Here is a 23665-nt window from a genome sequence, read left to right on the forward strand (position 1 = left end):
GAGCGGGCGTCCTCCGTCATCCTGCCATGTGGATATGACGCGTCCTCCGATAGCACACCGCCGTGCTCGGCGCCGCCCCCTGGAGGGGCGCGTTGATCCCTGAGACGGTGGGAGCATGCGGACATCTCGACTCGGCAACCTGCTGCACGACGACTCCCTGTCCTTCCTCCTGCACGGGTACGACTTCGGCTCGCACATCTGGAGCCGCGTGCGCGACGGTGCGCGGTCCGCGCCGATGCGGCTCCTCGGCGACGAGACGCTCTTCGTGCGCGGCCCCGAGGGCGTCGCGGTCTTCTACGACGAGAGCCGCATCGCGCGGCACGGGGCGATGCCCGCGATCGTGCAGGAGTCGCTCTTCGGGCACGGCTCCGTGCACAGTCTCGACGGCGAGGCGCACCGGCATCGCAAGGCGACCTTCGTCGACGTCGCCTACGAGGACGCGCAGGTGGAGAGGTTCGGCCCGCACCTCGAGCGCGAGTGGCGCAGCGAGCTCGAGGCATGGCGCGATGGCGGCACGCGCTCGGCCTACGATGCCGCGGTCGGCGCGTTCGGGCGTGCGTCGATGCGATGGGCGGGTCTGCCCGGCACGGCCGACGCCCAGACGCGGTGGGCGGGGCGGCTCGCCCAGATCGTCGACGGGTTCGGCTCGCCCTACTCGCCTGCCTATCTGCTCGCGCTCGCGAACCGGCTCTGGTCGGATCGCCATGCCGAGCGGCTGATCGCGGCTGTCCGCGCGGGCGAGCTGAAAGCCGAGACGGACACCGCGCTGCGCGCGTGGGCGGACCACCGGGATCGGGATGGCGCGCTCCTGCCTGCGCGCACGGCCGGCATCGAGCTGCAGAACAGCATGCGGCCGATGATCGCGGTCGCGCGGTTCGTCGCGTTCGCCGCGAAGGAGCTGCACGACCGACCCGCGTGGCGCGAGCGCGTCGCCGAGGAGACGCGAGAGCGGGGCTCGCTCGTGGGCGGCCCGCTCGCGACGATGTTCGCGCAGGAGATCCGGCGCACCGCGCCGTTCGTGCCGATGCTCCCTGGCTGGGCCATCGCCGACGTCGAGCTCGACGGCCGCCGCGTCGCCGCAGGCGGACGCGTCGTCCTCGACATCCTCGGGACGAACACCGACGAGCGCTCGTGGGAGCGCGCCGACGAGTTCGATCCGGAGCGGTTCGCGGGCGTCGAGGACTACGAGGCCCTCGCCGCGTTCGTGCCGCACGGCGGCGCGGATGTCGCGACGGGGCATCGGTGCCCCGGTGAGAAGCTCGCGATCGCCGGTCTCGCGACCGCGATCGCCGCTCTCAGCGACCCGCAGGTGACCATCCTCGGCTCCGGACTGGAGGTCAATCGGAGGAGGCTCCCGACGATGCCCGCGTCGGGCGGGCGCGTCCGGCGCTGCCCGTTCCACTCCGGCGCGGCGGGACCCGGGCCGGCGTAGCCTCGATCGAGGCCGGGCACCGCCGGGCGGCTCGCGCGAGAGGAGGAGCCGGATGACCGTGATGCCGTCGGATGCGTCGGTCCGCGACGCGTACACCGCGCGCGCGGACGAGTACGTGCGGCTGCTCGGATCGGTGGACGCCATGGCGCCCGCGGACGAGCGGCGCATCACCGCCTGGGCGCGGTCTGTCGATGGCCGGATCGTGGACGCCGGCTGCGGGCCCGGTCACTGGACGAAGCACCTGCACGATATCGGGTGCACGCTCGAGGGCGTCGATCTCGTCGACGCGTTCGTGCGCAGCGCGCGCGAGCGCTTCCCTGACGTGACCTTCCGGCGCGGGGATCTTCGCGACCTCCGCGTCGACGACGGCTCTCTCGGCGGCATCCTCGCGTGGTACTCGCTCATCCATCTCGACCCCGCGGAGATCCCGGCGGTCCTCGCCGAGTTCGAGCGCGCTCTGACGCCGGGAGGCTCGCTGCTCATCGGGCTCTTCGACGGGGCCGACATCGAGCCGTTCCCGCACAAGGTCGTGACCGCGCACCGGTGGCCGGCCGCCGAGATGCGGCGCGCTCTCGAGGCGGCCGGGTTCGCGGTCACCGACATCGAGCAGCGGGCCGATCCGGGCGCGAGGCCGCATGCGGCGATCGTCGCCGTGCGCCCGCGGCGCTGACTCAGCCGCCCCAGACGGCGCGCGCTCCCGCCTCGCCCGCGAGGACGACCGAGACCGTCGCTCCCGATGCGGTGACGAGAGCGAGACCAGCGATCGTGACGCCGACGACGCGATCGCGACGAGAGGCCTCGCGCGTGCTCGCGCCATCCGCCGGGCGCCGCCGGAACCAGAGCCATTGCGCGACCGCGACCACGGCCATCCCGATCGTCCAGGGAGGGACGAGCACCGCGAGCGCCTCGTGGCGCGCGACCTGAGGCAGCGGACCGACGACCTCCTTGAGCGCTCCGCCCGACACGACCGCGACGTACACGAGCACGACGGTCACGACGGCCGCGAGGGGCGTCACGGCGCCGAGTCGTCGACGCGCCGACGGGAGGATCGCACCCAGCACGAGCGCGAGAGCCGTGAGGGGCACGAGCACGACCGCACCGTGCACGACGAGCGGATGGAGGGGGAGGCCGGCGACCTCGAACGGGTTCATACTCGGAACACGGGACGGCGGGGCGAGCGGTTCAGATGAACCCGGGCACCGCGCATCTCGTTGCCTCAGTGGGGAGGTGTGCGATGCCGGGCGATGACGCGACACGACTGGGTGCGCTGTTCGACGCGCACGCGGCCCCGGTGTGGCGCTACGTCGTCCACCTCACGGGAGATCGCGCGGGCGCCGACGATGTCGTCCAGGAGACGCTCCTGCGCGCCTGGCGCACGCCGCGCATCCTCGCGCAGGATCCGGAGACGGCCCGCTCGTGGATGTACACGGTCGCGCGGCACATCGTCATCGACGAGGCGCGCAGCGCGCGGCATCGCCGTGAGATCGCGGTCGCCGAGACGCCGGAATCGGCTGTGCGGGACGCGACCGACGCGATCTTCGACGCCCTGCTCATCGAGGAGGCGCTCGGCGTCCTCTCGGATGCGCATCGCGACGTCGTCGTCCGCGCGTACTTCGGCGGCCTGTCGACCGTCGAGATCGCCGCGGACCTCGGCATCCCGGAGGGCACGGTCAAGTCCCGGCTGCACTACGGGCTGCGGGCGCTGCGCCTCGCGCTGCAGGAGAGAGGGGTGACGCGATGAACGCCGATCACGAGAGGTTCGCCGAGTGGGACGCCGCCTACGTGCTGGGCGCGCTGAGCTCGGCCGACCGCGCCGCGTTCGAGGCCCATCTCGTCGAGTGCGAGCGCTGCCGGGCGGCGATCGCCGACCTCGCTCCGATCGTCGGGCTCCTGTCTCGGGTGGAACCCGACCGAGGCCGAGGTCTGATCGAGGCAGAGCGCGTCAGCGACGGGCCCGACGCCGCTCGTCGCGCGCAGCTCGTCGCGCTCGGCGCACGCCGCTCGCGACGGCGCCGGCGCGCGGGCGTCGCGGTCGTCGCCGCGCTCGCCGCTGTGCTCGTCGCAGTGCCCGTCGTGGTGACCGTCACGCAGCCGCAGAGCACGGTGGTCGCGATGGCGCCCGTCGGATCGGCGCCGCTCGAGGCGTCGGTGGAGCTCACGGAGGTGGCGTGGGGCACGCGCATCGACATGACGTGCGCGTACGGACACGGCCCGTCCGACCGCGAGTGGCGCTACACCCTCGTCGTCACGGCGGCAGACGGCACGGAGAGCGCGCTGTCGACCTGGCGGGCCACAGCCGGATCGACGGCCCGCCTCAGCGCCGGCACGGCCCTCGCCCCCGACGAGATCGCGAGCATCGAGATCCGCTCGTCGACGACGGGCGACGTGCTCATGCGCGCTGCGCCGCTGAAGGGGAAGTGAACCCGACGCGCCTGCGGATCGTGTCCCCGGTGACTGAACCGCAGTCGTGAACGGAGGATCGCCATGTTCCGCAAGCACGTGATCAGGTCGGCCGCGTGGGGAGGGGTGCTCGTGCTCGCGCTCGCCGGCTGCTCGGCGCCCGCCGCCGAGCCCGAGGAGGAGCCGTCCGAGTCGGAGTCCTCGGAACCCATGACCTCGCCCGATGAGATGACCGGCGACGGCACGACCCTCATGGTGGCCGAGTCGCCGCTCGGCGAGATCGTCGTCGACGGCGAGGGCATGACCGTCTACATGTTCGACCAGGACACCCAGGGCGCCGGGGTCAGCACCTGCGAGGGGCAGTGCGCCGAGAACTGGCCTGCCGTGACCGTCGAGGGCGACCTGCCGGAGGTGGAGGGCGTCACCGGCGAGGTGGGCACCATCGAGGGCGTCGACGGCGAGACGCAGGTGACGCTGAACGGCTGGCCGCTCTACTACTTCGCGGGCGATGCCGCAGCCGGGGACGTGAACGGCCAGGGCGTCAACGACGTGTGGTGGGTGCTGTCTCCCGCGGGTGAGCGGATGGCCGAGTAGCGGACGGCCGCGCGCTGGCGGGGCGGTTCCCGCCAGCGCGCGGATCGTCAGCGCTCGCGCACGGGCTCGGGCGCTGACGGCTCGTCGGTCACGGGTCGGCGGCCCATGACCATCGCGAACAGCGCACCCGACAGGTTGTGCCAGACGGAGAACACCGCCGCGGGCAGCGCCGCGAGCGGCGAGAAGTGCGCGGCCGCGAGCGATGCGGCCAGCCCGGAGTTCTGCATTCCGACCTCGATCGAGATCGCGCGCCGCTCGCGCTGGGTCATCCCGAGCGCGATCGCGGCGAGGTAGCCGAGCAGGAGCCCCAGGCCGTTGTGCAGCACGACCGCGAGGAACACGATGAGGCCGGCCTGGACGATCCGATCCGCGCTGCCCGCCACGACGGCCGCGACGATGAGCGAGATCGCGATCGTGGAGAGCCACGGGAACCATGCCTGCACGCGCTCCACGAACGCGCGCAGGAAGAGGCGCACGACGAGGCCGGCGATGATCGGCAGCAGGACGGTCTGCAGGATCGACACCATCATCGAGCCGAACGGCACCTCGAGGAACGTGCCGGCGAGCCACAGGGTGAGCAGCGGGGTCATGATCGGCGCGAGCAGCGTCGAGCACGTCGTCACGGTGACCGACAGCGCCGTGTCGCCGCGTGACAGGTAGGTCACGACGTTCGACGCCGTCCCGCCGGGGGCGCAGCCGACGAGGATGACGCCCGCCGCGAGCTCGGGCGGGAGGCCGAGCGCGAAGGCGATGAGCCACGCGGTCAGCGGCATGATGAGGTACTGCAGCACGACCCCCACGAGGACCATCCACGGGCGCTTCGCGATGCGCGCGAAGTCGGGGAGCGTCAGGGTGAGGCCCATGCAGAACATGATGAATCCGAGCAGCCAGGGCACCGCGGGCCCGAGCACGGGCGCGGCTCCCGGCAGGAGGAATCCGATCACCCCGGCCACCAGCACGAGGATCGGGAAGACCGTGACCGCGCGCCGTGCGGCGCGGTCGGGAGCGGAGGATGCAGTCGGCTGGCTCATCCGGTCAAATCTGCCATATCCAGGTGAGCCACCTGTGCGTCTGCTGAGCATGTTGCTACGCTCGCTCGATACTGAGATGGCGTGACAACCGCCCAGTGAAGGGATACAGAATGTCTCGCACGAACACGGCCGGCGCCGTTCCGGCACGCGAGGTGTGGACCGGTCAGATCGGCTTCATCCTCGCCGCGCTCGGGTCGGCTGTCGGCCTCGGAAATATCTGGCGCTTCCCCGGCGTCGCCTACGAGAACGGGGGAGGAGCCTTCCTCATCCCGTATCTCGTCGCGCTGCTGACCGCCGGCATCCCCATCCTCTTCCTCGACTACGCGATCGGCCACCGCTTCCGCGGTTCCGCCCCGCTCGCCTTCCGACGTCTCGCGGGGCGCCTGGGCGAGAGCGTCGGCTGGTTCCAGGTGATGATCTGCGTCTTCATCGCGATCTACTACACCGCCGTCCTCGCCTGGGCGTCGAGCTACTTCGTCTTCTCCTGGAACCTCGGCTGGGGAGACGACCCCACGGCGTTCTTCGTCGGCGAGTACCTCCAGGTGTCCGGATCGCCGATCACCTTCGACTTCGTGCCGGGTGTGCTCATCCCTCTCGTGCTCATGTGGATCGTGTCGCTCGTGATCCTCGGGGCCGGAGTGGTCAAGGGCGTCCAGCGCGCGAACGTGATCTTCATCCCGCTCCTCGTCATCGGCTTCCTCATCCTCGTGATCCGCGCGCTGTTCCTCCCGGGCGCGATCGACGGCCTGACGGCGTTCTTCACGCCCGACTTCGCGGCCCTGGCCAACCCGTCGGTGTGGATCGCGGCCTACAGCCAGATCTTCTTCTCCCTCTCGGTCGCCTTCGGGATCATGGTCACCTACGCGTCGTACCGTCGTCGGCGCGTGAACCTCACGACGCCCGGGCTCGTGGTCGCGTTCGGCAACTCGTCCTTCGAGCTGCTGGCCGGCATCGGCGTCTTCGCGACGCTCGGGTTCTTCGCGTTCGAGCAGGGCATCCCGGTCGCGGAGCTCGAGGGGCTGACCGGCGTCGCGCTGTCGTTCATGACCTTCCCGGCGATCGTGTCGCAGATGCCGGGGGGCGAGTGGTTCGGCGCCCTCTTCTTCGGCGCGCTCGTGCTCGCCGGCCTCACCTCGCTCATCTCGATCCTCGAGGTGATCATCGCGGCCTTCCGCGACAAGTTCGGCTTCACCCGGGCGCAGGTCGTCTACGGCTTCGGCGGCGTCCTCGCGGTGGTCTCGATCATCCTGTTCGGCACGACCTCGGGACTCACGGCGCTCGACACGATCGACAACTGGGCCAACAACATCGGGATCGTCGCATCCGCGATCATCGTGTCGATCATCGTCATCTGGGTCCGGCGGGCCGGACCCGAGCTGGCGCGTCACCTCAGCGTGCTCTCGACGTTCAAGGTCGGCCGCGTGTGGCTCTTCCTCGTCTCGATCGTCGCGCCCGTGGTCCTCGCCTACATGCTCGTCTCGAAGATCGTCGATCTCGCGGTCAACGGGTACAGCGGCTATCCGGGCGCGTACCTCGGCATCGTCGGCTGGGGATCCATCGTCCTCATGGTCGTCGGGGCGATCGCGCTCACCGGCGCACGGTGGCGCCATGATCCGGACAAGTTCGAGCCGTGGCCGGCGACGGACGCCGTGTCGCTGAAGGGAGACCTGCGATGACCGCCATCGCGACGCTGTTCTTCATCATCGCCGCCGTCCTCATCTGGGGCGGGCTCGTCGCGAGCATCGTCTTCCTCTCGTCGAAGCCCGAGGTGCCGGCGTATCCGGACGGCGCTGTCGACGACGAGGGCGATGACTGACGCTCCGGAGCCCGGGTCCTCTCGCGGGCGTAGCATGGTCGGCATGTCCACGACCGAGGAGACCAGGGCGACGCCGCTCGTCCCGCTGCTGACCGCGTCCGCTGAGGACGCCCCCGCATGCGCCGACGGCGCATGCGGCTGGCCGGGGGCGCAGTCGTCCTGACCTGAGCGCACAAGAGGAGAGGGCCCGCGACCATGGTCGCGGGCCCTCTCCTCTTGTGTGCGAGGGAGCTCAGTGGCCGTGGCCGCCGGGCATGCCCTCCTGCTCCTCGGGCTTGCGCACGAAGAACGACAGCGCGACCGAGACGAGCGAGATGATCGCCGCGATGAGGAAGGCCGTCCGCGCGCCGGGGGCGCCGGCTGCGGCTGCGGGCACGCCCGCCTCCTCGCCCGCATGGAGGATGCTCGAGTAGGTCGCGATGAGGATCGCGACGCCCGCCGCGCCGGCGACCTGCTGCAGCGTGTTGAGCACGGCAGAGCCGTGCGAGTAGAGGTGGCGCTCGAGCGATCCGAGCGAGGCCGAGAACAGCGGCGTGAACGACATCGCCATGCCGACGGACATGGCCGTCTGCACCGCCATGAGCAGCCACCACGGGGTGTGCTCGCTCACCGTCGCGTACACGAAGATCGCGGCAGCCACGATGATCGTGCCGGGCACGAGCAGCGTGCGCGGGCCCTTCGCGTCGTAGATCCGTCCCATGATCGGCCCGAGGAGGCCCATGAGCACGGAGCCCGGGAGGAGGATGAGACCCGACTGCAGCGCGTCGAGGCCCACGACGTTCTGCAGGTAGAGCGGCAGCAGGGTGAGCGAGCCGAACATCGTGAGGGCGATGAGCGCCATGATCACGATGGAGATCGTGAAGTTGCGCGACTGGAACACGCGCAGATCGAGCAGCGCGTCGTCGATGCGCTGCAGCTTGATCTGACGCGTCACGAAGACCGCGAGCATGACCAGGCCGACGACGAGCGCGATGGCTCCCGACGCGATCGGCGAGATGCTCGCGCCGCCGTCTGCGGCCGCGCCGTGGGCGCCCCCGCCGAACTGGCTGAGGCCGTACACGATCCCGCCGAAGGCGATCGCCGACATGATGACCGACGGCACGTCGATCGGCGCCTTGCGCGTCTCGCCGAGGTTGGTCATCCACTTCGCGCCGATGAGGAGCGACGCGAGCGCGATCGGCAGCACGATCCCGAAGATCCAGCGCCAGCTGAGCGTCGTCAGGATCGCGCCCGACAGGGTCGGGCCGATCGCCGGTGCGAGCGAGATGACCATCCCCACGCGCCCCATCATGCGGCCGCGGGACTGCGGCGGGACGACGTTCATCATCGTCGTCATGAGCAGCGGCATCATGATGCCCGTGCCGGCTGCCTGGATCACGCGTCCGAGGAGGAGCACGACGAAGCCGGGCGCGATGAGGCACACGAGCGTTCCGAGCGAGAACGCGATCATCGCCGCGAGGAAGATCTGGCGCGTCGTGAAGCGCTGGAGCAGGAAGCCGGTCGTCGGGATGACGACGGCCATCGTGAGCATGAAGGCGCTCGTGAGCCACTGGCCCAGCTCGGGCGCGAGCCCGAGGTCCGCATTGAGGTGCGGGATGGCGATGCCCATCGTCGTCTCGTTGAGGATCGCCGTGAAGGCTGCGATCAGCAGCAGCCAGATGACGCGCATGCCCTTCGGATCGATCTCCTGCTGCTGTGCGCGGATGGCGCCGGTGTCGGTAGACGTCATGAGACTCCTGGAGAGAGAAGAGGAAGGCCGGAGGCGGAGGGGAGAAGGGTCTCCGCGCGAACGTTACAGCTTAACGGCGACATTCCCGTTGCCATTCCCGATCCGATCGGATCCACCCGCTCCGAGCATATGTATGCTCTTTGACATGAGTATGGGGCGGGGCATGGGCGGGCGCGGCGGCGGCAAGCCGATCGACGAGGCGGCGCAGCGGAGACTGAACGCGCAGGCGCCGCGCGTGCCCGGACTCGGGCGCCGCGTCGTGGCGCTCTTCCGCCCGTATCGCGGTCGCATCGCCGCGACCGCCGTCCTCGTGATCGTCGGCGCGGCGCTCGGCGTCGTGCCGCCCCTCGTCATCCAGCGGGTGTTCGACGATGCGCTCTTCCCCGTCGACGGCGAGCCCGTCGACATCCCGCTCCTCGTGCGCCTCGTCGCCCTCATGATCGGCCTCTACCTCCTGAGCGCGATCGTCGGCGTCGCGCAGACGTGGTTCACCTCCAATGTCGGCAACCGCGTGACGGGCGACCTGCGCGTCCGGATGTTCGATCACCTCCAGGCGATGGAGCTCGGCTTCTTCACGCGCACGAAGACGGGCATCATCCAGTCGCGCCTGCAGAACGATGTGGGCGGCGTCTCGAGCGTCCTGACGAACACCTTCACGAGCATCCTCGGGAACACCGTGACGGTCATCGCGTCGCTCGTCGCGATGATCCTCATCGACTGGCGGCTGACCCTGATCGCCCTCGTCATCATGCCGGTGCTCGTCGTCGTGCAGCGCCGCGTGGGCCAGGTGCGCGCACGCATCGCGGCGCAGACGCAGCAGTCGCTGTCCGAGCTGACCGCGATCACGCAGGAGACGCTGAGCGTCTCGGGCATCCTTCTGTCGAAGTCGTTCAACCGCCAGCGCACGGAGTCCGCTCGCTACGCCGAGGAGAACGCCAACCAGATCCGCCTGCAGATCCGCCAGGCGATGACGGGGCAGGGGTTCTTCGCGGTCGTGCACGTGCTCATGGCCTCCGTGCCCGCGGTCATCTACCTCGTCGCGGGCTTCCTCGTCGCGGGCGACGCCGGAATGATCACGGCGGGCACGATCGTCGCCTTCACGAACGTGCAGGCACGGCTGCTGCAGCCGCTCACGAGCCTCATGCGGGTCGCGCTCGACGTGCAGACATCGTTCGCGCTCTTCGCGCGCATCTTCGAGTACCTCGACCTGAAGCCCGCGATCGCCGACGCGGCCGACGCCGTCGACGTGGAGGACGCCCCGGGCCCGGTCGGCCGCGTCGAGTTCCGCGATGTCTCGTTCCGCTATCCGGACGCGGCGGGCGACACCCGCCCGACGCTGCAGGGCGTGTCGTTCGCGGTGGAGCCGGGCGAGCACGTGGCATTCGTCGGCCCGTCGGGCGCAGGCAAGACGACCGTGCTCTACCTCACGCCGCGGTTCTACGAGGCGACGGATGGCCAGGTGCTGTTCGCCGGCGAGGACGTGCGCCGGCTCAGGCAGGAGTCCATCGTCGACCACGTCGGCATCGTGTCGCAGGAGACGTACCTCTTCCACGCGACGGTGCGGGAGAACCTGCGCTATGCGCGCCCGGATGCGACGGACGAGGAGATCGAGGACGCGTGCCGGCAGGCGAACATCCACCACATCATCGCCGGTTTCGAGGACGGGTACGAGACCGTCGTGGGCGAGCGCGGCTACCGTCTGTCGGGCGGTGAGAAGCAGCGCATCGCGATCGCCCGCGTGCTCCTCAAGGACCCGCCCGTGCTCCTCCTCGACGAGGCGACGAGCGCGCTCGACACCGTCTCCGAGCGGATCGTCCAGGAGGCGCTCGAGAATGCGGCGCGCGGCCGGACGACCATCTCGATCGCCCACCGCCTCTCCACCGTCATCGACGCCGACACCATCCACGTCGTGGACGGCGGCCGCATCGTGGAGTCGGGCACGCACGCGCAGCTCGTCGCGGCAGGCGGCCTCTACGCCGAGCTCGCCGCCGAGCAGCTCGCCGCGACCCGCGTCCTGGAGGAATGAAGCCAGGGCTCGCGTGCTCGGCCGCGAGCGCGAACGGGCTGTTGCCGCGAGAGGCCGGTGAGCGGGCCGGATGGCGGCCGGCCGCGGCAAGGACGGCGGCGGGCCCCGGCCGTGCCCCGTCACGGCTCGTGCACAGGGGGCGGAGGGCGGTCCGGCGGTGCCGGAGGGTGTGGATGCGCGCATCCGACCACTCCGTCGTGCGCGAGCCTCGCTCCGTGAGCTCACGACCATCCGATCTCCCGAACCGCCTCCGTGGACGTGCGTTCCGCGTCGCGGACGCACCCGAGGTGTCGCGTCGCCGGTCCCGCGCGTCGGATCTGTGGACGCCCGTTCGAGGCGCGCGCCTGCCCATCGGCCAGCAGGGGCCGGCGAGCATCTGCCAGGCGATCGCGCTCTCGCTTCCCGCGGGGGCGGCGTTCAGTCACACGACCGCGGCGGTCCTCTGGGGGCTTCCGCTTCCGCTCGGGCAGCAGGCCGAGCGCACCGTGCACGTGACGACCCCGACGGGCACGCGCGCCCGGCGCGGCCGCCTCATCATCGGCCACCAGCGGGAGCTCGCGGCCGACCAGGTCCGGCAGCGACGCGGTCTGCCGCTGACGTCGCCGTCGCGCACCTTCTGCGACCTGTCGGAGATCCTCGACCTCGACGATCTCGTCGCGGTCGGCGATCGCGTCGCCCACGACCACGGGGCGGCCGCCATCGAGGCGGAGCTCGCGCAGCGTCCTCGGAACAGGCAGTCGCGCGTCCTCCGCGATGCGGTCGAGCTCATCGACGACCGTGCCGAGTCGCCCAAGGAGACCGAGCTGCGGCTGCTGCTCGTCCGGGCGGGATTCGGGCCCTTCGCGGCGAACTTCGTCGTGCGCGATGCGTCCGGCCGCTTCATCGCGCGCGTGGACCTCGCACTGCCCGCGCAGCGGATCGCCGTCGAATACGAGGGCGACCATCACCGCGACCGGGACCAGTGGCGCCGAGACCTCGCGCGGCGGCGTCGTCTCGAGGCACTCGGCTGGATCTACCTCCCGGTGACCCAGGCCGACCTCTCCGACCCCGCGGACCTCCTCGCGGACCTGCGCGCCGCGGTCGCGCGGCGTGGGTGAGAGGCGACGTCCCTTCGGGCTTCTGCCTCGATCGGCCGGTGAGAGGGGCGGATGGCGGCCACGCGCGGCACGGACCCGGCCGAAGAACGCGGGAGGTGAGACATGGGGAAGGGCCGGGGATGGGGAAAGGGGGAAGGCGCGAGGGGACGGGCCGGGGGAGGGGGACGGGACGGAAGGGTGCTATGTCCGGTGCAGCGCCTCGACCTCGGCGGCGAACGCGTCGAGGTCGGAGCGGGTGGACGCGTCCGCGATCGCGGAGAGTCGAGGGATGTCCATGCGCAGGATCTGACCCGCCCGGGCACGTTGCGCGGCGCCGTGGCCGGCGAGCACCGCGAGGCCGTCGCGCATCGCGGCGAGGCACGCGCGGAAGACGCGGGGGTCGGCCTCGTGCTGCGTGATCGAGCTCCCGTCGGCGCGCACGCGCCACTGGACGACGACGTCGGGGACCGTGTCGATCGCACGCGCGGCCGTGTACATCCGCTGAGCGATCGCCTGGTCCTCGTAGAGCGCGTTCTCGGGAAACCGCAGGTCGTGCGCACGCCAGAAGCCCGTGCGCGAGACCTTCGACCACGCCACGACGTTCCCGGTGACCTCGGGGTGGGCGTCGAGCGTGACGCCGACGCGCCGCGGGCTCGTCGAGGCGGAGACCCACGGCTGCACCTCTCCCGCCGTGTACGACCCTCCTTCGGGCCACAGGCGCACGTACGCCCCCACCGCGAGGTCGCTTCCGGATGCCTCGAGTGAGCCGACGAGCGTCTCGAGGGCGCGCGGGAGCATGATGTCGTCGCCGTCGAGGAAGCCCAGGTACGGCGTGTCCACGTGCGCGAGCGCCGTGTTGCGCGCGGCGCCCAGCCCCTTGCGTCGCGGATGCCGGATGACCCGGAAGCGATCGTCGCGCGCGGCGAACTCCTCGAGCACGCGGCCCGTGCCATCGGTCGACGCGTCGTCCACGAGGATCGCGCGCCAGCGGGTCAGGGTCTGCGCGCGCAGCGAGTCGAGCGCCTCGGCGATGTATCCCTCGATGTCGAAGCCCGGGACGACGACGGTCACGAGGGGAGCGGTGGTCACCGGATGAGACTATCGGCGCACGGGGACACCGGGGTCAGACCGCCGCAACCGCAGCGGCGACCGCGTCGGCGACGGCGTCGAGCGAGCCCTCGTGGCGGTGCGCGAGCGTGAAGCGGACCGCGGTCTGCGCCTCCTCGGGCAGGACCCCGAGCGCGACGAGGACGTGCGACGGCTCGTCGCTTCCCGCGGCGCAGGCCGACCCGCTCGACGACACGACGCCGCGGCGCTCGAGCTCGAGCAGCACGGCCTCGCCGCTCGTGCCCGCGAAGGTGAAGCTCGCCGTGCCGGGGAGGCGCCGGGTCGGATGGCCCGTGAGGCGCGCCGAGGGCACGAGCGCGAGCACCCGTGAGATGAAGGCGTCGCGGATGGCCGCCACGCGCCGAGCGCTCTCGGCGCGCTCGGCGTCGGCGAGCTCGAGCGCCGTCGCGAATCCGACGGCATCCGCGACCGCCTCGGTGCCGCTGCGGCGACCGCGCTGCTGGCCGCCGCCGTGGAGGAGCGGCTCAATCGGGATGCGTCCGCGCACGGCGAGCACGCCGGTGCCGGGCGGTGCCCCGATCTTGTGGCCGGCGAGCGCGATCGCGTCGGCGCCCGTGTCGGCCAGCGGCAGCCATCCCGCCGCCTGCACGGCGTCGAGGTGCAGGGGGACGCGGCGCCCCGCGAGCGCATCGGCGATGCCCCGCGCGTCCTGCACGGTGCCGATCTCGTTGTTGGCGAGCCCGATCGACACGAGCGCGGTGTCGTCGCGGAGGGCTGCGGCGACGTCGTCCGGCCGGACGAGGCCGTCCGCGTCGACGGGGAGGAGGGTCACCTCGAACCCGTGGAGGCGGCGGAGGTAATCGGCCGAGGCGAGGATCGACTCGTGCTCGATCGGCGTCGTCACGACGTGCCGTGCACGCGGCGCAGCGCCCAGGGCGATCCCCTTCACCGCGAGGTTGTTCGCCTCGGTTCCGCCCGAGGTGAAGACGATGTCGCCTCGGCGCATCCCGAGCACGGCCGCGACCCTGGCGCGGGCGTCCTCGAGAGCGCGCGCGGCTCGCTCGCCGACCGTGTGGTGGCTCGACGGGTTGCCGAATGCGCGCGTCAGGTGGGGCTCCATGGCCGCGAGCACCTCGGGCCGCACGGGCGTCGTCGCGGCGTTGTCGAGGTAGAGCACGGCTCAGCTCACGCGCATATCGAGACCGAGATCGAGCGCGCGGGCGGAGTGCGTCAGCGCGCCGACCGAGATGACGTCGACGCCCGTCTCGGCGATGCCCCGCACCGTCCCGAGGTCGACGCCGCCCGACGCCTCGACGATCGCGCGCCCGCCGACGATCCCGACGCCGCGACGGAGGTCGTCGAGAGAGAAGTTGTCGAGCATGATCGTGTCGACTCCGGCCGCGAGCACGGGCTCGATCTGGTCGATGCGATCGACCTCGACCTCGACGTGCGCCGTGTGCGGCAGACGCGCGATGCCCGCGCGGAGGGCGGTCGTCAGGTCGGCGCCGCCGGCCTGGAGCACGGCGAGATGGTTGTCCTTCGCCATGACCGCGTCTGACAGCGAGTGCCGGTGGTTGTGCCCGCCGCCGCAGCGGACGGCATGCCGCTCGAACGCGCGTAGCCCCGGCGTCGTCTTCCGGGTGTCGACGATCCGCGCGCGGGTGCCCGCCACCTCGGCGACGAACCGCGCCGTGAGCGTCGCGACGCCCGACATCCGCTGGGTGAAGTTCAGCCCGATGCGCTCTGCGGTGAGCACCGCGCGGGCCGGCCCGGCGACGGTCGCGAGCACGTCGCCCGCGGCGAAGGGCGCGCCGTCCGCCACGCGGAGGTCGACCTCGGTCGCGCGATCCGTGAGGGCGAACGCCGCCCGGAAGACCTCGCCGCCGCTGAACACGCCGTCCTCGCGCGCGACGAGCGATGCCTGCGCGTGAGCGGATGCGGGAAGGAACGCCTCGCTCGTGAGGTCTCCCCACGGCGCGTCCTCCTCGAGGGCGGCGCGCACCGCGCGCTCGATCGTTGACGCCGTCAGCATGCGGCACCCGCCGAGACGAGTTCGCGCGCGTGCGCGGAGGCGTCGTCCGTCCGGAAATGCGACCCCACCGAGCCCGGCCGGGCGAGAGCGGCGCTCGCCGCGGCGAGGCCCACGCGCACGAGCCCCGCGTCCTCATGCGCGGCGACCGTCTGCGGACGGGGGAGGGCGTCCTGCCACGCGGCGAGCACCGCCACGGCGTGCGCGAGGCCCGCGCCGTCGCGGAGGAGCCCCACGTGATCCCACATGAGCCGCTGCAGGGCGGCGCGCGAGAAGGGCGGGACGGCGGCGAGCGCCGACGGCGACTCCGGGCCGGGCGCGGAGGGGAGCGCGGGCGCCGCATCGACCTCGCCCGCGAGGATGGCCGTGGCCGCGCGCGCGGCGAAGACCGCGCCCTCGAGAAGGGAGTTGGAAGCGAGGCGGTTGGCGCCGTGCACGCCCGTGCGCGCGCACTCGCCGACGGCGAGGAGGCCGGCCAGGCTCGTGCGCCCGTCGAGGTCGGTCGCGATCCCGCCCATGAGGTAGTGGGCGGCCGGCGCGACGGGGATCGGGTGCGCGGCCCAGTCGAGCCCGCGCGCTGCCAGCGCCCTCGCGATCGTCGGGAAGCGCGCCTCCAGTCGCCGACGGCCGATGCGCGTCGCGTCCAGGAGGACGGGGCGCCCGCCCTGCTCCGCCATCCGCCGGGCGATCGATCGCGCGACGACGTCGCGCGGCGCGAGCTCGCCGTCGGGGTGGTCGTCGAGCACGAAGCGCCGTCCGTCGAGGTCGATGAGGTCGGCGCCCTCGCCGCGCACCGCCTCGGAGACGAGGAACGGCGCGCCCTCGGCGAGCACGGTGGGGTGGAACTGCGCGAACTCGAGATCGACGACCGCGGCCTCCGCCCGCAGGGCGGCCGCGATGCCGTCGCCGGTCACGACGTCGGGGTTGGTCGTGCGCGCCCACAGCCGCCCCGCTCCGCCGGTCGCGAGCACGACGGCATCCGCCCGGAGCGCCTCAGGGCGCCCGTCGGCGAGCAGCTCGACTCCCGCGACGCGTCCGTCCTCCACGAGGAGGTCGGCGAGGAGCGTCCGCTCGCGAAGGCGGACGCCCGCCTCGAGCGCGGCCGCGATGAGCGCGATCTCGATCGCGAGGCCCGTCGCGTCTCCGCCCGCGTGGAGGATGCGCGGATGCGCGTGCGCGGCCTCGAGTCCTCGCGCCAGGGCGCCCGAGGCGTCTCGGTCGAACGCGACGCCGAGGTCCATGAGCTCGCGCACGCGCGCCGGCCCCTCCGACACGAGCACGTCGACCGCGGCGGGGTCGCACAGACCGGCGCCCGCGGCGAGCGTGTCGGCCGCGTGGCTCTCGACGCTGTCATCGGGGAAGAGCGCGGCCGCGATGCCGCCCTGCGCGTGCCGCGTGCTGCCGTCGGCGGTCCCCGCCTTCGTGACCAGCTGCACATCCGCCCCGCCGCGCGCGAGGTGCAGCGCCGTCGCGAGGCCCGCGGCGCCGCTTCCGACGACGATGACCCCGGTCATGCGCGCGCGCCTCCCGTCGGCAGGGGCTTGGCCGCGAGCATCCGCTCGAGCGCGACGCGCGCCGGGTCCGCCACCGCGTCGTCGACGCCGATCCGGTTGACCACGCGCCCCGCGACGAGCTCCTCGAGCACCCACGCGAGGTAGCCGGGGTGGATGCGGTACATCGTCGAGCAGGGGCACACGACGGGGTCGAGGCAGAAGATCGTGTGCTGCGGGTGCTCGGCGGCGAGCCGGCGCACGAGGTTGATCTCGGTGCCGATCGCGAACGTGGTCGGCTCGGTCGCCGCCTCGATCGCCTTGCGGATGTAGTCGGTCGATCCCGCCTCGTCGGCGGCATCGACGACGGGCATGGGGCACTCCGGATGCACGATGACGCGCACGCCCGGATGCTCGGCGCGCGCGGTCTCGATCTGGTCGACCGTGAAGCGGCGGTGCACGGAGCAGAAGCCGTGCCAGAGGATGACCTCGGCGTCGCGCAGCGTCTCCTCGGACGACCCGCCGTACGGCGCGCGAGGGTTCCACAGCGGCATGCGCTCGAGCGGCACGCCCATCGCCTTGGCGGTGTTGCGCCCGAGGTGCTGGTCGGGGAAGAAGAGCACGCGGCGCCCGCGGGCGAACGCCCACTCGAGCACGGTGCGCGCGTTGGACGACGTGCACACGATTCCGCCGTTGCGGCCGACGAAGCCCTTGATCGCCGCGGAGGAGTTCATGTAGGTCACCGGGACGACCGGCACGCGGCCGTCCGCGTCCGGCACGTCGAGCGGGCCGTACACGTCCGCGAGCTGCTCCCAGCACTCCTCGACCTGGTCGATGTCGGCCATGTCGGCCATCGAGCAGCCCGCGGCGAGGTTCGGCAGGATGACGGACTGCTCCGGGCGGGACAGCATGTCGGCGGTCTCGGCCATGAAGTGCACGCCGCAGAAGACGATCGCCTCGGCCTCGGGGTGCGCCTTCGCCGCGCCCGCGAGCTGGAACGAGTCGCCCACGTAGTCGGCGTGCTGGACGACCTCGTCGCGCTGGTAGAAGTGGCCGAGGACGACGACGCGGTCGCCGAGCGCCGCCTTCGCCGCCCGGATGCGATCGTGCAGCTCGGCTTCCGGGGCCTCGCGGTAGGCGCGGGGGAGCTCGCCCTGCCGCGGGGCGTCGGTCGGGATCACGTCGCCCATCGAGGCGCCCGGGCCGTACCCGGCGACGGCGTCGAAGCTCCAGGGCCCCGCGGCGAGGTCGGTCGAGCACGTCGAGCCCGCGGCGCCGCCCGAGACGATCGCCTGGATCTCGTGGTCGACGCTCGCGTCGCGGGCGGTGAGGGTGATGCTGGTCGCGGCCATGGGGACCCCTGTTCGTGTCGATTCGACTCTAAGTCGTCGACACCACTTTAAGTCAGGTTGACCACAAAGGCGAGCGGGGCTCCTCAGGCCGGTCCGAGCGGTCCGCGATCGGCGAGCTCGACCTCCGAGTTGTAGCGGTACAGGCGCGCCGGGCGATGCTTGCCGGTGCGGAACGACTCGGTCGGCAGGAGCGCCTCGGAGCCCTCGAGGAGGCGGCGGAAGTTCGACGGGTCGAGGCGGCGCCCCAGCACGGCCTCGTAGACCTCCCGCAGCTCGGTCAGCGTGAACTCATCGGGCAGGAGGCCGTGCGCGATCCGGCTGTAGCCGACCTTGTTGCGCAGCCGCCACACGGCGTAGTCGACGATCCGGTTGTGGTCGAAGGCGAGCGCCGGCAGGTCGTCCACGTCGAACCACTCGACGTTCTCGGGCGCGTCCTCCGCGGCGCGCTGCGCATCCACGAGGTCGGAGCGCAGGAGCGCCCAGTAGACGACCGACACGACGCGCGTGGGGGAGCGGTCGACGTCGCCGAAGGCGTAGAGCTGCTCGAGGTAGCTCGGGCTGAGCGCGGTCGTCTCGGCGAGCGTGCGGGCGGCGGCGTCGTCGAGCCCCTCCCGCTCGTCGAGCCATCCGCCCGGGAGCGCCCACGCGCCCTCGAACGGCTCCCGCGTGCGGCGCACGAGCGGGATCATGAGCGCGTCGGCCCCGGGCCGCGAGCGCAGCGAGAAGATCACGGTCGAGACGGCGACGCGGATGCCGGCGCTCTCGGTCGCGGAAGGGGAGGTCACCCTTCGAGCGTAGGCGACCCGGCGCGCGGGCCATCGCGGACCCGCTATGCTCGCTCGCAGTGACACGGGGTGTCCCCATCCGGGACTGAGATCACACCCGTATGCACCTGATCTCGTTAGGACGAGCGGAGGGATGTCGCTGATGAGTGACGCGCACCTGTCGGTATCCGATGGCCCGGGGGCCGTGCTGTCGAGACTGCGCGAGACCGCACCGCTCGTGCAGTGCATCACGAACTCCGTGGTCGTGAACGTCACGGCCAACGCGCTGCTCGCGGTGGGCGCGGCGCCCGTGATGGCCGACATCCCCGAGGAGGCCGGGGAGTGCGCGGCGTTCGCGTCGGCGCTCCTGGTCAACCTCGGGACGCCGACTGCCGAGCAGCGCGCGGCGATGACCGCCGCGGTCGCCGCGGCACGCGCGTCCGGCACGCCGTGGGTCCTCGATCCCGTGGGCGTGGGCGCTCTCGGCCTGCGCACCGGCGTCGCGCGCGACCTGCTCGCGCACCGGCCCACCGTGATCCGCGGCAACGCCTCGGAGGTGCTCGCGCTCGCGGGCGCCGGCTCGGGCGGGCGCGGGGTCGATGCGGCCGACGAGGTCGATGCGGCGCTCGACGCCGCCCGCGCGCTCGCCGAGCGCACCGGCGCGGTCGTCGCGGTGTCGGGCGCGGTCGACGCGGTCACCGACGGCGCGCGCACGGAGCGCATCGCGGGCGGGAGCGCGCTCCTCACCCGCATGACGGGAGGCGGCTGCTCGCTCGGAGCGGTCGTGGCCGCCTGCGTCGCGGCAGCGGATGGCCCGGATGCCGCGTTCGCGGGCACGATCGCGGCGCACGCCGTCTACGCGGCCGCCTCCGAGCGCGCGGCGGCCGTTGCGACGGGCCCCGGCTCGTTCGCGGTGGCGTTCCTCGACGCGCTCGCGGGGGTCGATGCGGTCGACGTGTCCGAGCCCGAGCGCTTCGCGACGGAGGTGCCGGCATGACCGCGCGACCTCTCGACCTCTCCCTCTACCTCGTCGCGGACGCCGCGACGATCGCCGGCCGCTCGCTCGTCGACGTCGTCGCCCAGGCGGTCGACGGAGGGGCATCGACCGTGCAGATCCGCGGCAAGGACCTGTCCGCCGCCGATCTCCTCGCCCTCGTCGAGGCCGCTGCCGCGCATACGCGCGGCCGTGCGACGCTGCTCGTGAACGACCGCGTCGACGTGTACCTGGCCGCGAAGGCCGCGGGAGCATCCGTCGACGGCGTCCACATCGGGCAGACCGACCTGCCGGCCGACCGCGTGCGCGGCCTCGTGGGCGACGACGCGATCATCGGCCTGAGCGCGAGCCTGCCGCGCCAGCTCGAGGCGCTGCGGCGCCTCCCCGCCGGCACGGTCGACTACCTGGGCGTGGGCGCGGTGCGCGCCACCCCGACGAAGAAGGACCATCCGACCCCGATCGGATGGACCGGATTCGCGGCCTTCGCCGAGCTCGCGCACGAGTTCCCGTGCGTCGCGATCGGCGGCGTCGGCCCGGGCGACGCGCGCGACGCGCGGCGCGCGGGCGCCGCCGGGATCGCCGTCGTCCGCGCCATCTGCTCGGCGGAGTTCCCCGCCGCGGCGGCGGCCGCGCTGCGGTTCGAGTGGGCGGACGCCGAGGTCGTCGCATGACCGCCGTGCCGAACATCCTCGCGATCGCCGGCTCCGACCCGTCGGGAGGGGCGGGCGTCCAGGCCGACCTCAAGTCGATCGCCGCGTGCGGCGGCTACGGCATGGCCGCGATCACGGCGCTCACCGCCCAGAGCACGCAGGGCGTCTCGGGCGTGCACGTGCCGCCCGCGTCGTTCCTGCGCGAGCAGCTCGACGCGCTCGCGGCCGACATCCGCATCGACGCCGTCAAGATCGGCATGCTCGGCACGGCGGAGATCGTCGCTGTCGTGGCGGACTGGCTGCGCGGCCTCGACACGCGCCCGCCGGTGGTCCTGGACCCCGTCATGATCACCACGAGCGGGGATCGCCTCATCGACGCCGAGGCCGAGCGCGCGCTGCACGATCTCCTGTCGCTCGCCGACGTCGTGACGCCGAACCTCCCGGAGCTGGCCGTGCTCACCGGTGTCGCGGCCATCGGATCGTGGACGGACGCGCTCGCGCAGGCGGCCGCGCTCGCGCGTAGCCACGGCGTGCTCGTGCTCGCGAAGGGCGGGCACCTCGACGGCCCGGCGTGCCCGGACGCGCTGGTGGGGCCGGATGGCCTCATCGCCGAGTACTCGGACGCGCGGATCGAGACGACCGCCACGCACGGCACGGGGTGCTCCCTGTCCGCGGCGCTCGCCACGCTCCGCGCGCGCGAGGGCGGCTGGACCTGGGCGGCGCGCCTCGCCCGCGGATGGCTGCGCGACGCGATCGCGTCGGGCTCCGAGCTCGAGGTGGGCCGCCCGGGAGGGCACGGCCCGCTCCACCATCTCGCGGGCCTGTGGCGGACGGGAGGCCTCCCGCGCCGCGACGCCGAGCTCGACGCCTGGTGGGAGGACATCGCACCGCTGCGCGCCGGCATCGACGACGTGTGGTTCGTGCGCGCACTCGCGGACGGCTCGCTCGATCGGGACGACTTCGCGCACTACCTCGCGCAGGACTCGCTGTACCTGCGCACGTACGCGCGCGTGCTGAGCCGGGCCGCGGAGCTCGCGCCGACGCTCGAGGAGCAGGCCTTCTGGGCGGCATCCGCGCACAGCTGCCTGGAGACCGAGCTCTCCCTGCACCGCGCCCGGCTGGACGATGCGCCGGCCGACGCCCCGGCGACGCCGTCCGCCGAGACCATGGCGTACCTGGATCATCTGCAGGCGACGGCAGCGGCCGGCGACCACGCGGTGCTCGTCGCCGCGGTGCTCCCGTGCTTCTGGCTCTACCAGGACATCGGCGCGCGCCTCGCGGCCGCGAATCGCCCGGGCCATCCGTATGCCGACTGGCTCGAGATGTACGCATCCGACGCGTTCGACCTCGCCACGCGCGAGGCCATCCGCTGGACGCAGGAGCACGCCAGGGTCGCGGACGACGCGCGCCTCGCGCGCATGCGCACGGCCTTCGACGTGTCGGCCCGGCACGAGCTCGCGTTCTTCGCTCAGCGGCGCGATGCCGTCGCGCGGGAGCAGTCGCGGGCGGGTGCGGTCGCCGGGTAGGATCGGCACACACAACTGAACGACCGTCCACCCGTCACGGGAGAATGCCGCGCTCGCGCGGCTGCCGTAGGAGCAACCCCTCCCGGAATCTCTCAGGCCCACGTACCGTGGCGGCAGGTCACTCTGGAAAGCGGCGCACACGCGCCCGCCGACGGGGCAAGCGGAGCTGCGGCGCCGCGGAAACTCTCAGGCCTATGACAGAGCGGGAGGAACTCGGCGCACCCTCACGGCGAGGGTGCCGAAGACGGGAGTTCCTCGATGGTGCACACGACAGACGACGACGTCGGCCGTGCCGGAACCGCCCTCGGCGACCGGGCGCCGTTCGTCGGGGTCTTCGACCTCTTCACGATCGGCATCGGGCCGTCGAGCTCGCACACCGTGGGGCCGATGCGCGCGGCCGCGGCGTTCGCCGACGAGCTCGCCGAGCGGATCCCGCTCGTCGCGGCCCTCGAGGTCGAGCTGTTCGGCTCGCTCGCCGCCACGGGCGCCGGCCACGGGACGCTCACGGCCGTGCTCGTCGGCCTCGAGGGGTGTCGCCCTGACGTCGTGCGGGCCGACGAGGTGTCCGCTCGCGCGGCGCGCATCGAGCACGACGGCGTCGTCCGCCTGGGCGGCACGGGGTCGGTCCCGCTGCGTGCGCGCGACATCCGCCTCGCGCCGCTCACCGTGCTCGCCCGCCACACGAACGCGCTGCGCTTCACGGCGAAGGATGCCGCGGGTCGCACGCTCGCGCACGGCACGTGGTACTCGGTCGGCGGCGGATTCATCGTCCGCGAGGGCGAGGAGGCCGCGGCGTCCGAGACGCCCGTTCCGCATCCGTTCTCGACCGCGTCGGAGCTGCTCGCGATCTGCGCGGCCGAGCAGGCGGGCATCGCCGAGATCGCGCTGCGCAACGAGTGCGCACTGCGGTCCGCGCACGACGTCCGCGAGGGGGTCCTGCGGATCCGCGACGCGATGGACGAGTGCGTGGCGGCCGGCACGCGCGCCGACGGAGAGCTGCCAGGGGGCCTGCGCGTCCGTCGCCGCGCTCCGCAGTGGCACGCACGGCTTCTCCAGGAGGACCCCGACCGCAGCCCCGCGTACGCCCAGGAGTGGGTGAACCTCGTCGCGCTCGCCGTGAACGAGGAGAACGCGGCGGGCGGGCGGGTCGTCACCGCGCCGACGAACGGCGCCGCGGGCATCATCCCCGCCGTGCTGCACTACGCGACGCACTACACGCCCGCGGTCGCCGCGGGGAGGCACCGCGACGATGTGGCCGTCGAGTTCCTGCTGACGGCCGCGGCGATCGGCTCGATCTACAAGGCGCGCGCCTCGATCTCGGGCGCCGAGGTCGGCTGCCAGGGCGAGGTCGGCTCGGCGTCGTCGATGGCGGCGGGCGCTCTCGCCGCCGTGCTCGGCGGCACGCCGGAGCAGGTCGAGAACGCGGCCGAGATCGCGATGGAGCACAACCTCGGTCTCACGTGCGACCCGGTGGGCGGCCTCGTGCAGATCCCGTGCATCGAGCGCAACGCGATCGCCTCCGGAAAGGCGGTCAATGCCGCCAAGATGGCCATGTGGGGCGACGGGACGCACCGCGTCTCGCTCGACGCCGTCATCGAGACCATGCGGCAGACCGGCCGCGACATGAGCGACAAGTACAAGGAGACCGCGAGGGGCGGCCTGGCCGTCAACGTGGTCGAATGCTGAGG

22 protein-coding genes and 3 riboswitches are annotated in these 23665 nt (G+C 72.7%); of the genes, 13 read left to right on the plus strand and 9 right to left on the minus strand.

Annotation, left to right across the window (positions count from 1 at the left end; all coding sequences use genetic code 11):
• Positions 1-115 precede the first annotated feature (115 nt).
• On the plus strand, positions 116-1432 hold the full coding sequence (locus GC092_RS06200; protein WP_324014448.1) for a cytochrome P450: 1317 nt from the start codon (positions 116-118) through the stop codon (positions 1430-1432).
• A 52-nt stretch (positions 1433-1484) separates the two neighbouring features.
• On the plus strand, positions 1485-2102 hold the full coding sequence (locus GC092_RS06205) for a class I SAM-dependent DNA methyltransferase (RefSeq protein ID WP_324014449.1): 618 nt from the start codon (positions 1485-1487) through the stop codon (positions 2100-2102).
• A gap of 1 nt (position 2103) precedes the next feature.
• Here GC092_RS06205 and GC092_RS06210 read toward each other — a convergent pair whose 3' ends face one another.
• Positions 2104-2583 (minus strand): DUF2231 domain-containing protein, encoded by a 480-nt coding sequence (locus GC092_RS06210; protein WP_324014450.1) that lies wholly within the window; start codon positions 2581-2583, stop codon positions 2104-2106.
• Positions 2584-2666: 83 nt separating this feature from the next.
• Here GC092_RS06210 and GC092_RS06215 point away from each other — a divergent pair, with 83 nt between their 5' ends.
• The 3 genes from GC092_RS06215 to GC092_RS06225 all read left to right on the plus strand — a co-directional run bounded on the left by GC092_RS06215 (position 2667) and on the right by GC092_RS06225 (position 4426).
• Positions 2667-3173 (plus strand): sigma-70 family RNA polymerase sigma factor, encoded by a 507-nt coding sequence (locus GC092_RS06215; RefSeq protein ID WP_271173708.1) that lies wholly within the window; start codon positions 2667-2669, stop codon positions 3171-3173.
• On the plus strand, positions 3170-3853 hold the full coding sequence (locus GC092_RS06220) for a zf-HC2 domain-containing protein (RefSeq protein WP_324014451.1): 684 nt from the start codon (positions 3170-3172) through the stop codon (positions 3851-3853). Before GC092_RS06215 ends, GC092_RS06220 begins: the two co-directional genes overlap by 4 nt.
• A gap of 63 nt (positions 3854-3916) precedes the next feature.
• Positions 3917-4426, plus strand: coding sequence for a COG4315 family predicted lipoprotein (locus tag GC092_RS06225; RefSeq protein ID WP_324014452.1), 510 nt, complete (start codon positions 3917-3919; stop codon positions 4424-4426).
• 47 nt (positions 4427-4473) lie between these two features.
• Here the strand turns inward: GC092_RS06225 and GC092_RS06230 are convergent, their stop codons facing one another.
• Positions 4474-5457, minus strand: a complete 984-nt coding sequence (locus GC092_RS06230) for a bile acid:sodium symporter family protein (RefSeq protein WP_324014453.1) — start codon at positions 5455-5457, stop codon at positions 4474-4476.
• A 110-nt stretch (positions 5458-5567) separates the two neighbouring features.
• Between GC092_RS06230 and GC092_RS06235 the strand changes: the two genes are divergently transcribed.
• Together GC092_RS06235 and GC092_RS06240 are read left to right on the plus strand one after the other, a co-directional pair.
• Positions 5568-7133, plus strand: coding sequence for a sodium-dependent transporter (locus tag GC092_RS06235; RefSeq protein WP_324014454.1), 1566 nt, complete (start codon positions 5568-5570; stop codon positions 7131-7133).
• Entirely contained in the window at positions 7130-7273 is a 144-nt protein-coding gene (locus tag GC092_RS06240) for a MetS family NSS transporter small subunit (RefSeq protein ID WP_271173703.1), read from the plus strand. The genes GC092_RS06235 and GC092_RS06240 overlap by 4 nt, the downstream gene beginning before the upstream one ends.
• Before the next feature lie 232 nt (positions 7274-7505).
• Here GC092_RS06240 and GC092_RS06245 read toward each other — a convergent pair whose 3' ends face one another.
• On the minus strand, positions 7506-9002 hold the full coding sequence (locus GC092_RS06245) for an MDR family MFS transporter (RefSeq protein WP_324014455.1): 1497 nt from the start codon (positions 9000-9002) through the stop codon (positions 7506-7508).
• A 151-nt stretch (positions 9003-9153) separates the two neighbouring features.
• Between GC092_RS06245 and GC092_RS06250 the strand changes: the two genes are divergently transcribed.
• Positions 9154-11028 (plus strand): ABC transporter ATP-binding protein, encoded by a 1875-nt coding sequence (locus tag GC092_RS06250; protein ID WP_324014854.1) that lies wholly within the window; start codon positions 9154-9156, stop codon positions 11026-11028.
• Between the two features lie 215 nt (positions 11029-11243).
• Positions 11244-12125, plus strand: coding sequence for a hypothetical protein (locus GC092_RS06255; protein ID WP_324014456.1), 882 nt, complete (start codon positions 11244-11246; stop codon positions 12123-12125).
• 180 nt (positions 12126-12305) lie between these two features.
• Here GC092_RS06255 and GC092_RS06260 read toward each other — a convergent pair whose 3' ends face one another.
• From GC092_RS06260 to GC092_RS06285, 6 genes are all read right to left on the minus strand, one after another.
• Positions 12306-13193 carry a glycosyltransferase family 2 protein gene (locus GC092_RS06260; RefSeq protein WP_324014457.1) on the minus strand — a complete coding sequence of 296 codons (888 nt, stop codon included), beginning with the start codon at positions 13191-13193 and terminating at the stop codon, positions 12306-12308.
• Between the two features lie 34 nt (positions 13194-13227).
• Complete coding sequence (locus GC092_RS06265) at positions 13228-14349, minus strand: cysteine desulfurase family protein (protein ID WP_324014458.1); 1122 nt, start codon at positions 14347-14349, stop codon at positions 13228-13230.
• Between the two features lie 3 nt (positions 14350-14352).
• Positions 14353-15204: a carboxylating nicotinate-nucleotide diphosphorylase gene (gene nadC / locus GC092_RS06270; RefSeq protein WP_324014459.1), complete on the minus strand. Its 852-nt coding sequence runs from the start codon at positions 15202-15204 to the stop codon at positions 14353-14355.
• The gene (nadB, locus tag GC092_RS06275) at positions 15198-16715 is read right to left on the minus strand and encodes an L-aspartate oxidase (RefSeq protein ID WP_324014460.1); all 1518 of its coding nucleotides are present in this window, start codon (positions 16713-16715) and stop codon (positions 15198-15200) included. Before nadB ends, nadC begins: the two co-directional genes overlap by 7 nt.
• Positions 16712-18043, minus strand: a complete 1332-nt coding sequence (gene nadA, locus GC092_RS06280) for a quinolinate synthase NadA (RefSeq protein ID WP_282979524.1) — start codon at positions 18041-18043, stop codon at positions 16712-16714. Before nadA ends, nadB begins: the two co-directional genes overlap by 4 nt.
• An 83-nt stretch (positions 18044-18126) precedes the next feature.
• On the minus strand, positions 18127-18828 hold the full coding sequence (locus tag GC092_RS06285) for an NUDIX hydrolase (RefSeq protein WP_271173695.1): 702 nt from the start codon (positions 18826-18828) through the stop codon (positions 18127-18129).
• Positions 18829-18883: 55 nt separating this feature from the next.
• Positions 18884-18979, plus strand: a riboswitch (TPP riboswitch).
• On the opposite strand from GC092_RS06285, the gene thiM reads away from it, so the two are divergent.
• The 4 genes from thiM to GC092_RS06305 all read left to right on the plus strand — a co-directional run bounded on the left by thiM (position 18971) and on the right by GC092_RS06305 (position 23663).
• On the plus strand, positions 18971-19804 hold the full coding sequence (thiM, locus tag GC092_RS06290) for a hydroxyethylthiazole kinase (protein ID WP_324014461.1): 834 nt from the start codon (positions 18971-18973) through the stop codon (positions 19802-19804). (Overlaps the previous riboswitch by 9 nt.)
• Positions 19801-20472 carry a thiamine phosphate synthase gene (gene thiE / locus GC092_RS06295; protein ID WP_324014462.1) on the plus strand — a complete coding sequence of 224 codons (672 nt, stop codon included), beginning with the start codon at positions 19801-19803 and terminating at the stop codon, positions 20470-20472. The genes thiM and thiE overlap by 4 nt, the downstream gene beginning before the upstream one ends.
• On the plus strand, positions 20469-21977 hold the full coding sequence (thiD, locus tag GC092_RS06300) for a bifunctional hydroxymethylpyrimidine kinase/phosphomethylpyrimidine kinase (RefSeq protein ID WP_324014463.1): 1509 nt from the start codon (positions 20469-20471) through the stop codon (positions 21975-21977). The genes thiE and thiD overlap by 4 nt, the downstream gene beginning before the upstream one ends.
• A 27-nt stretch (positions 21978-22004) precedes the next feature.
• Positions 22005-22095: riboswitch (glycine riboswitch) on the plus strand.
• Positions 22096-22185: riboswitch (glycine riboswitch) on the plus strand.
• A 50-nt stretch (positions 22186-22235) separates the two neighbouring features.
• A complete protein-coding gene (locus GC092_RS06305) occupies positions 22236-23663 on the plus strand; it encodes an L-serine ammonia-lyase (protein ID WP_324014465.1) in 1428 nt (475 codons plus the stop codon).
• Positions 23664-23665 lie beyond the last annotated feature (2 nt).

The sequence above is a fragment of the Microbacterium sp. JZ37 genome (assembly GCF_035188445.1).
In the GTDB taxonomy this organism is placed as follows: Bacteria; Actinomycetota; Actinomycetes; order Actinomycetales; family Microbacteriaceae; genus Microbacterium; species Microbacterium barkeri.

What these genes read in the sequence shown, in the direction of transcription:
- GC092_RS06200 (WP_324014448.1), top strand. Translation starts at nt 116, where the DNA reads ATGCGGACATCTCGACTCGGCAACCTGCTGCACGACGACTCCCTGTCC.
- GC092_RS06205 (WP_324014449.1), top strand. Translation starts at nt 1,485, where the DNA reads ATGACCGTGATGCCGTCGGATGCGTCGGTCCGCGACGCGTACACCGCG.
- GC092_RS06210 (WP_324014450.1), bottom strand. Translation starts at nt 2,583, where the DNA reads ATGAACCCGTTCGAGGTCGCCGGCCTCCCCCTCCATCCGCTCGTCGTG.
- GC092_RS06215 (WP_271173708.1), top strand. Translation starts at nt 2,667, where the DNA reads ATGCCGGGCGATGACGCGACACGACTGGGTGCGCTGTTCGACGCGCAC.
- GC092_RS06220 (WP_324014451.1), top strand. Translation starts at nt 3,170, where the DNA reads ATGAACGCCGATCACGAGAGGTTCGCCGAGTGGGACGCCGCCTACGTG.
- GC092_RS06225 (WP_324014452.1), top strand. Translation starts at nt 3,917, where the DNA reads ATGTTCCGCAAGCACGTGATCAGGTCGGCCGCGTGGGGAGGGGTGCTC.
- GC092_RS06230 (WP_324014453.1), bottom strand. Translation starts at nt 5,457, where the DNA reads ATGAGCCAGCCGACTGCATCCTCCGCTCCCGACCGCGCCGCACGGCGC.
- GC092_RS06235 (WP_324014454.1), top strand. Translation starts at nt 5,568, where the DNA reads ATGTCTCGCACGAACACGGCCGGCGCCGTTCCGGCACGCGAGGTGTGG.
- GC092_RS06240 (WP_271173703.1), top strand. Translation starts at nt 7,130, where the DNA reads ATGACCGCCATCGCGACGCTGTTCTTCATCATCGCCGCCGTCCTCATC.
- GC092_RS06245 (WP_324014455.1), bottom strand. Translation starts at nt 9,002, where the DNA reads ATGACGTCTACCGACACCGGCGCCATCCGCGCACAGCAGCAGGAGATC.
- GC092_RS06250 (WP_324014854.1), top strand. Translation starts at nt 9,154, where the DNA reads ATGGGGCGGGGCATGGGCGGGCGCGGCGGCGGCAAGCCGATCGACGAG.
- nadC (WP_324014459.1), bottom strand. Translation starts at nt 15,204, where the DNA reads ATGCTGACGGCGTCAACGATCGAGCGCGCGGTGCGCGCCGCCCTCGAG.
- nadB (WP_324014460.1), bottom strand. Translation starts at nt 16,715, where the DNA reads ATGACCGGGGTCATCGTCGTCGGAAGCGGCGCCGCGGGCCTCGCGACG.
- nadA (WP_282979524.1), bottom strand. Translation starts at nt 18,043, where the DNA reads ATGGCCGCGACCAGCATCACCCTCACCGCCCGCGACGCGAGCGTCGAC.
- thiM (WP_324014461.1), top strand. Translation starts at nt 18,971, where the DNA reads ATGAGTGACGCGCACCTGTCGGTATCCGATGGCCCGGGGGCCGTGCTG.
- thiE (WP_324014462.1), top strand. Translation starts at nt 19,801, where the DNA reads ATGACCGCGCGACCTCTCGACCTCTCCCTCTACCTCGTCGCGGACGCC.
- thiD (WP_324014463.1), top strand. Translation starts at nt 20,469, where the DNA reads ATGACCGCCGTGCCGAACATCCTCGCGATCGCCGGCTCCGACCCGTCG.
- GC092_RS06305 (WP_324014465.1), top strand. Translation starts at nt 22,236, where the DNA reads ATGGTGCACACGACAGACGACGACGTCGGCCGTGCCGGAACCGCCCTC.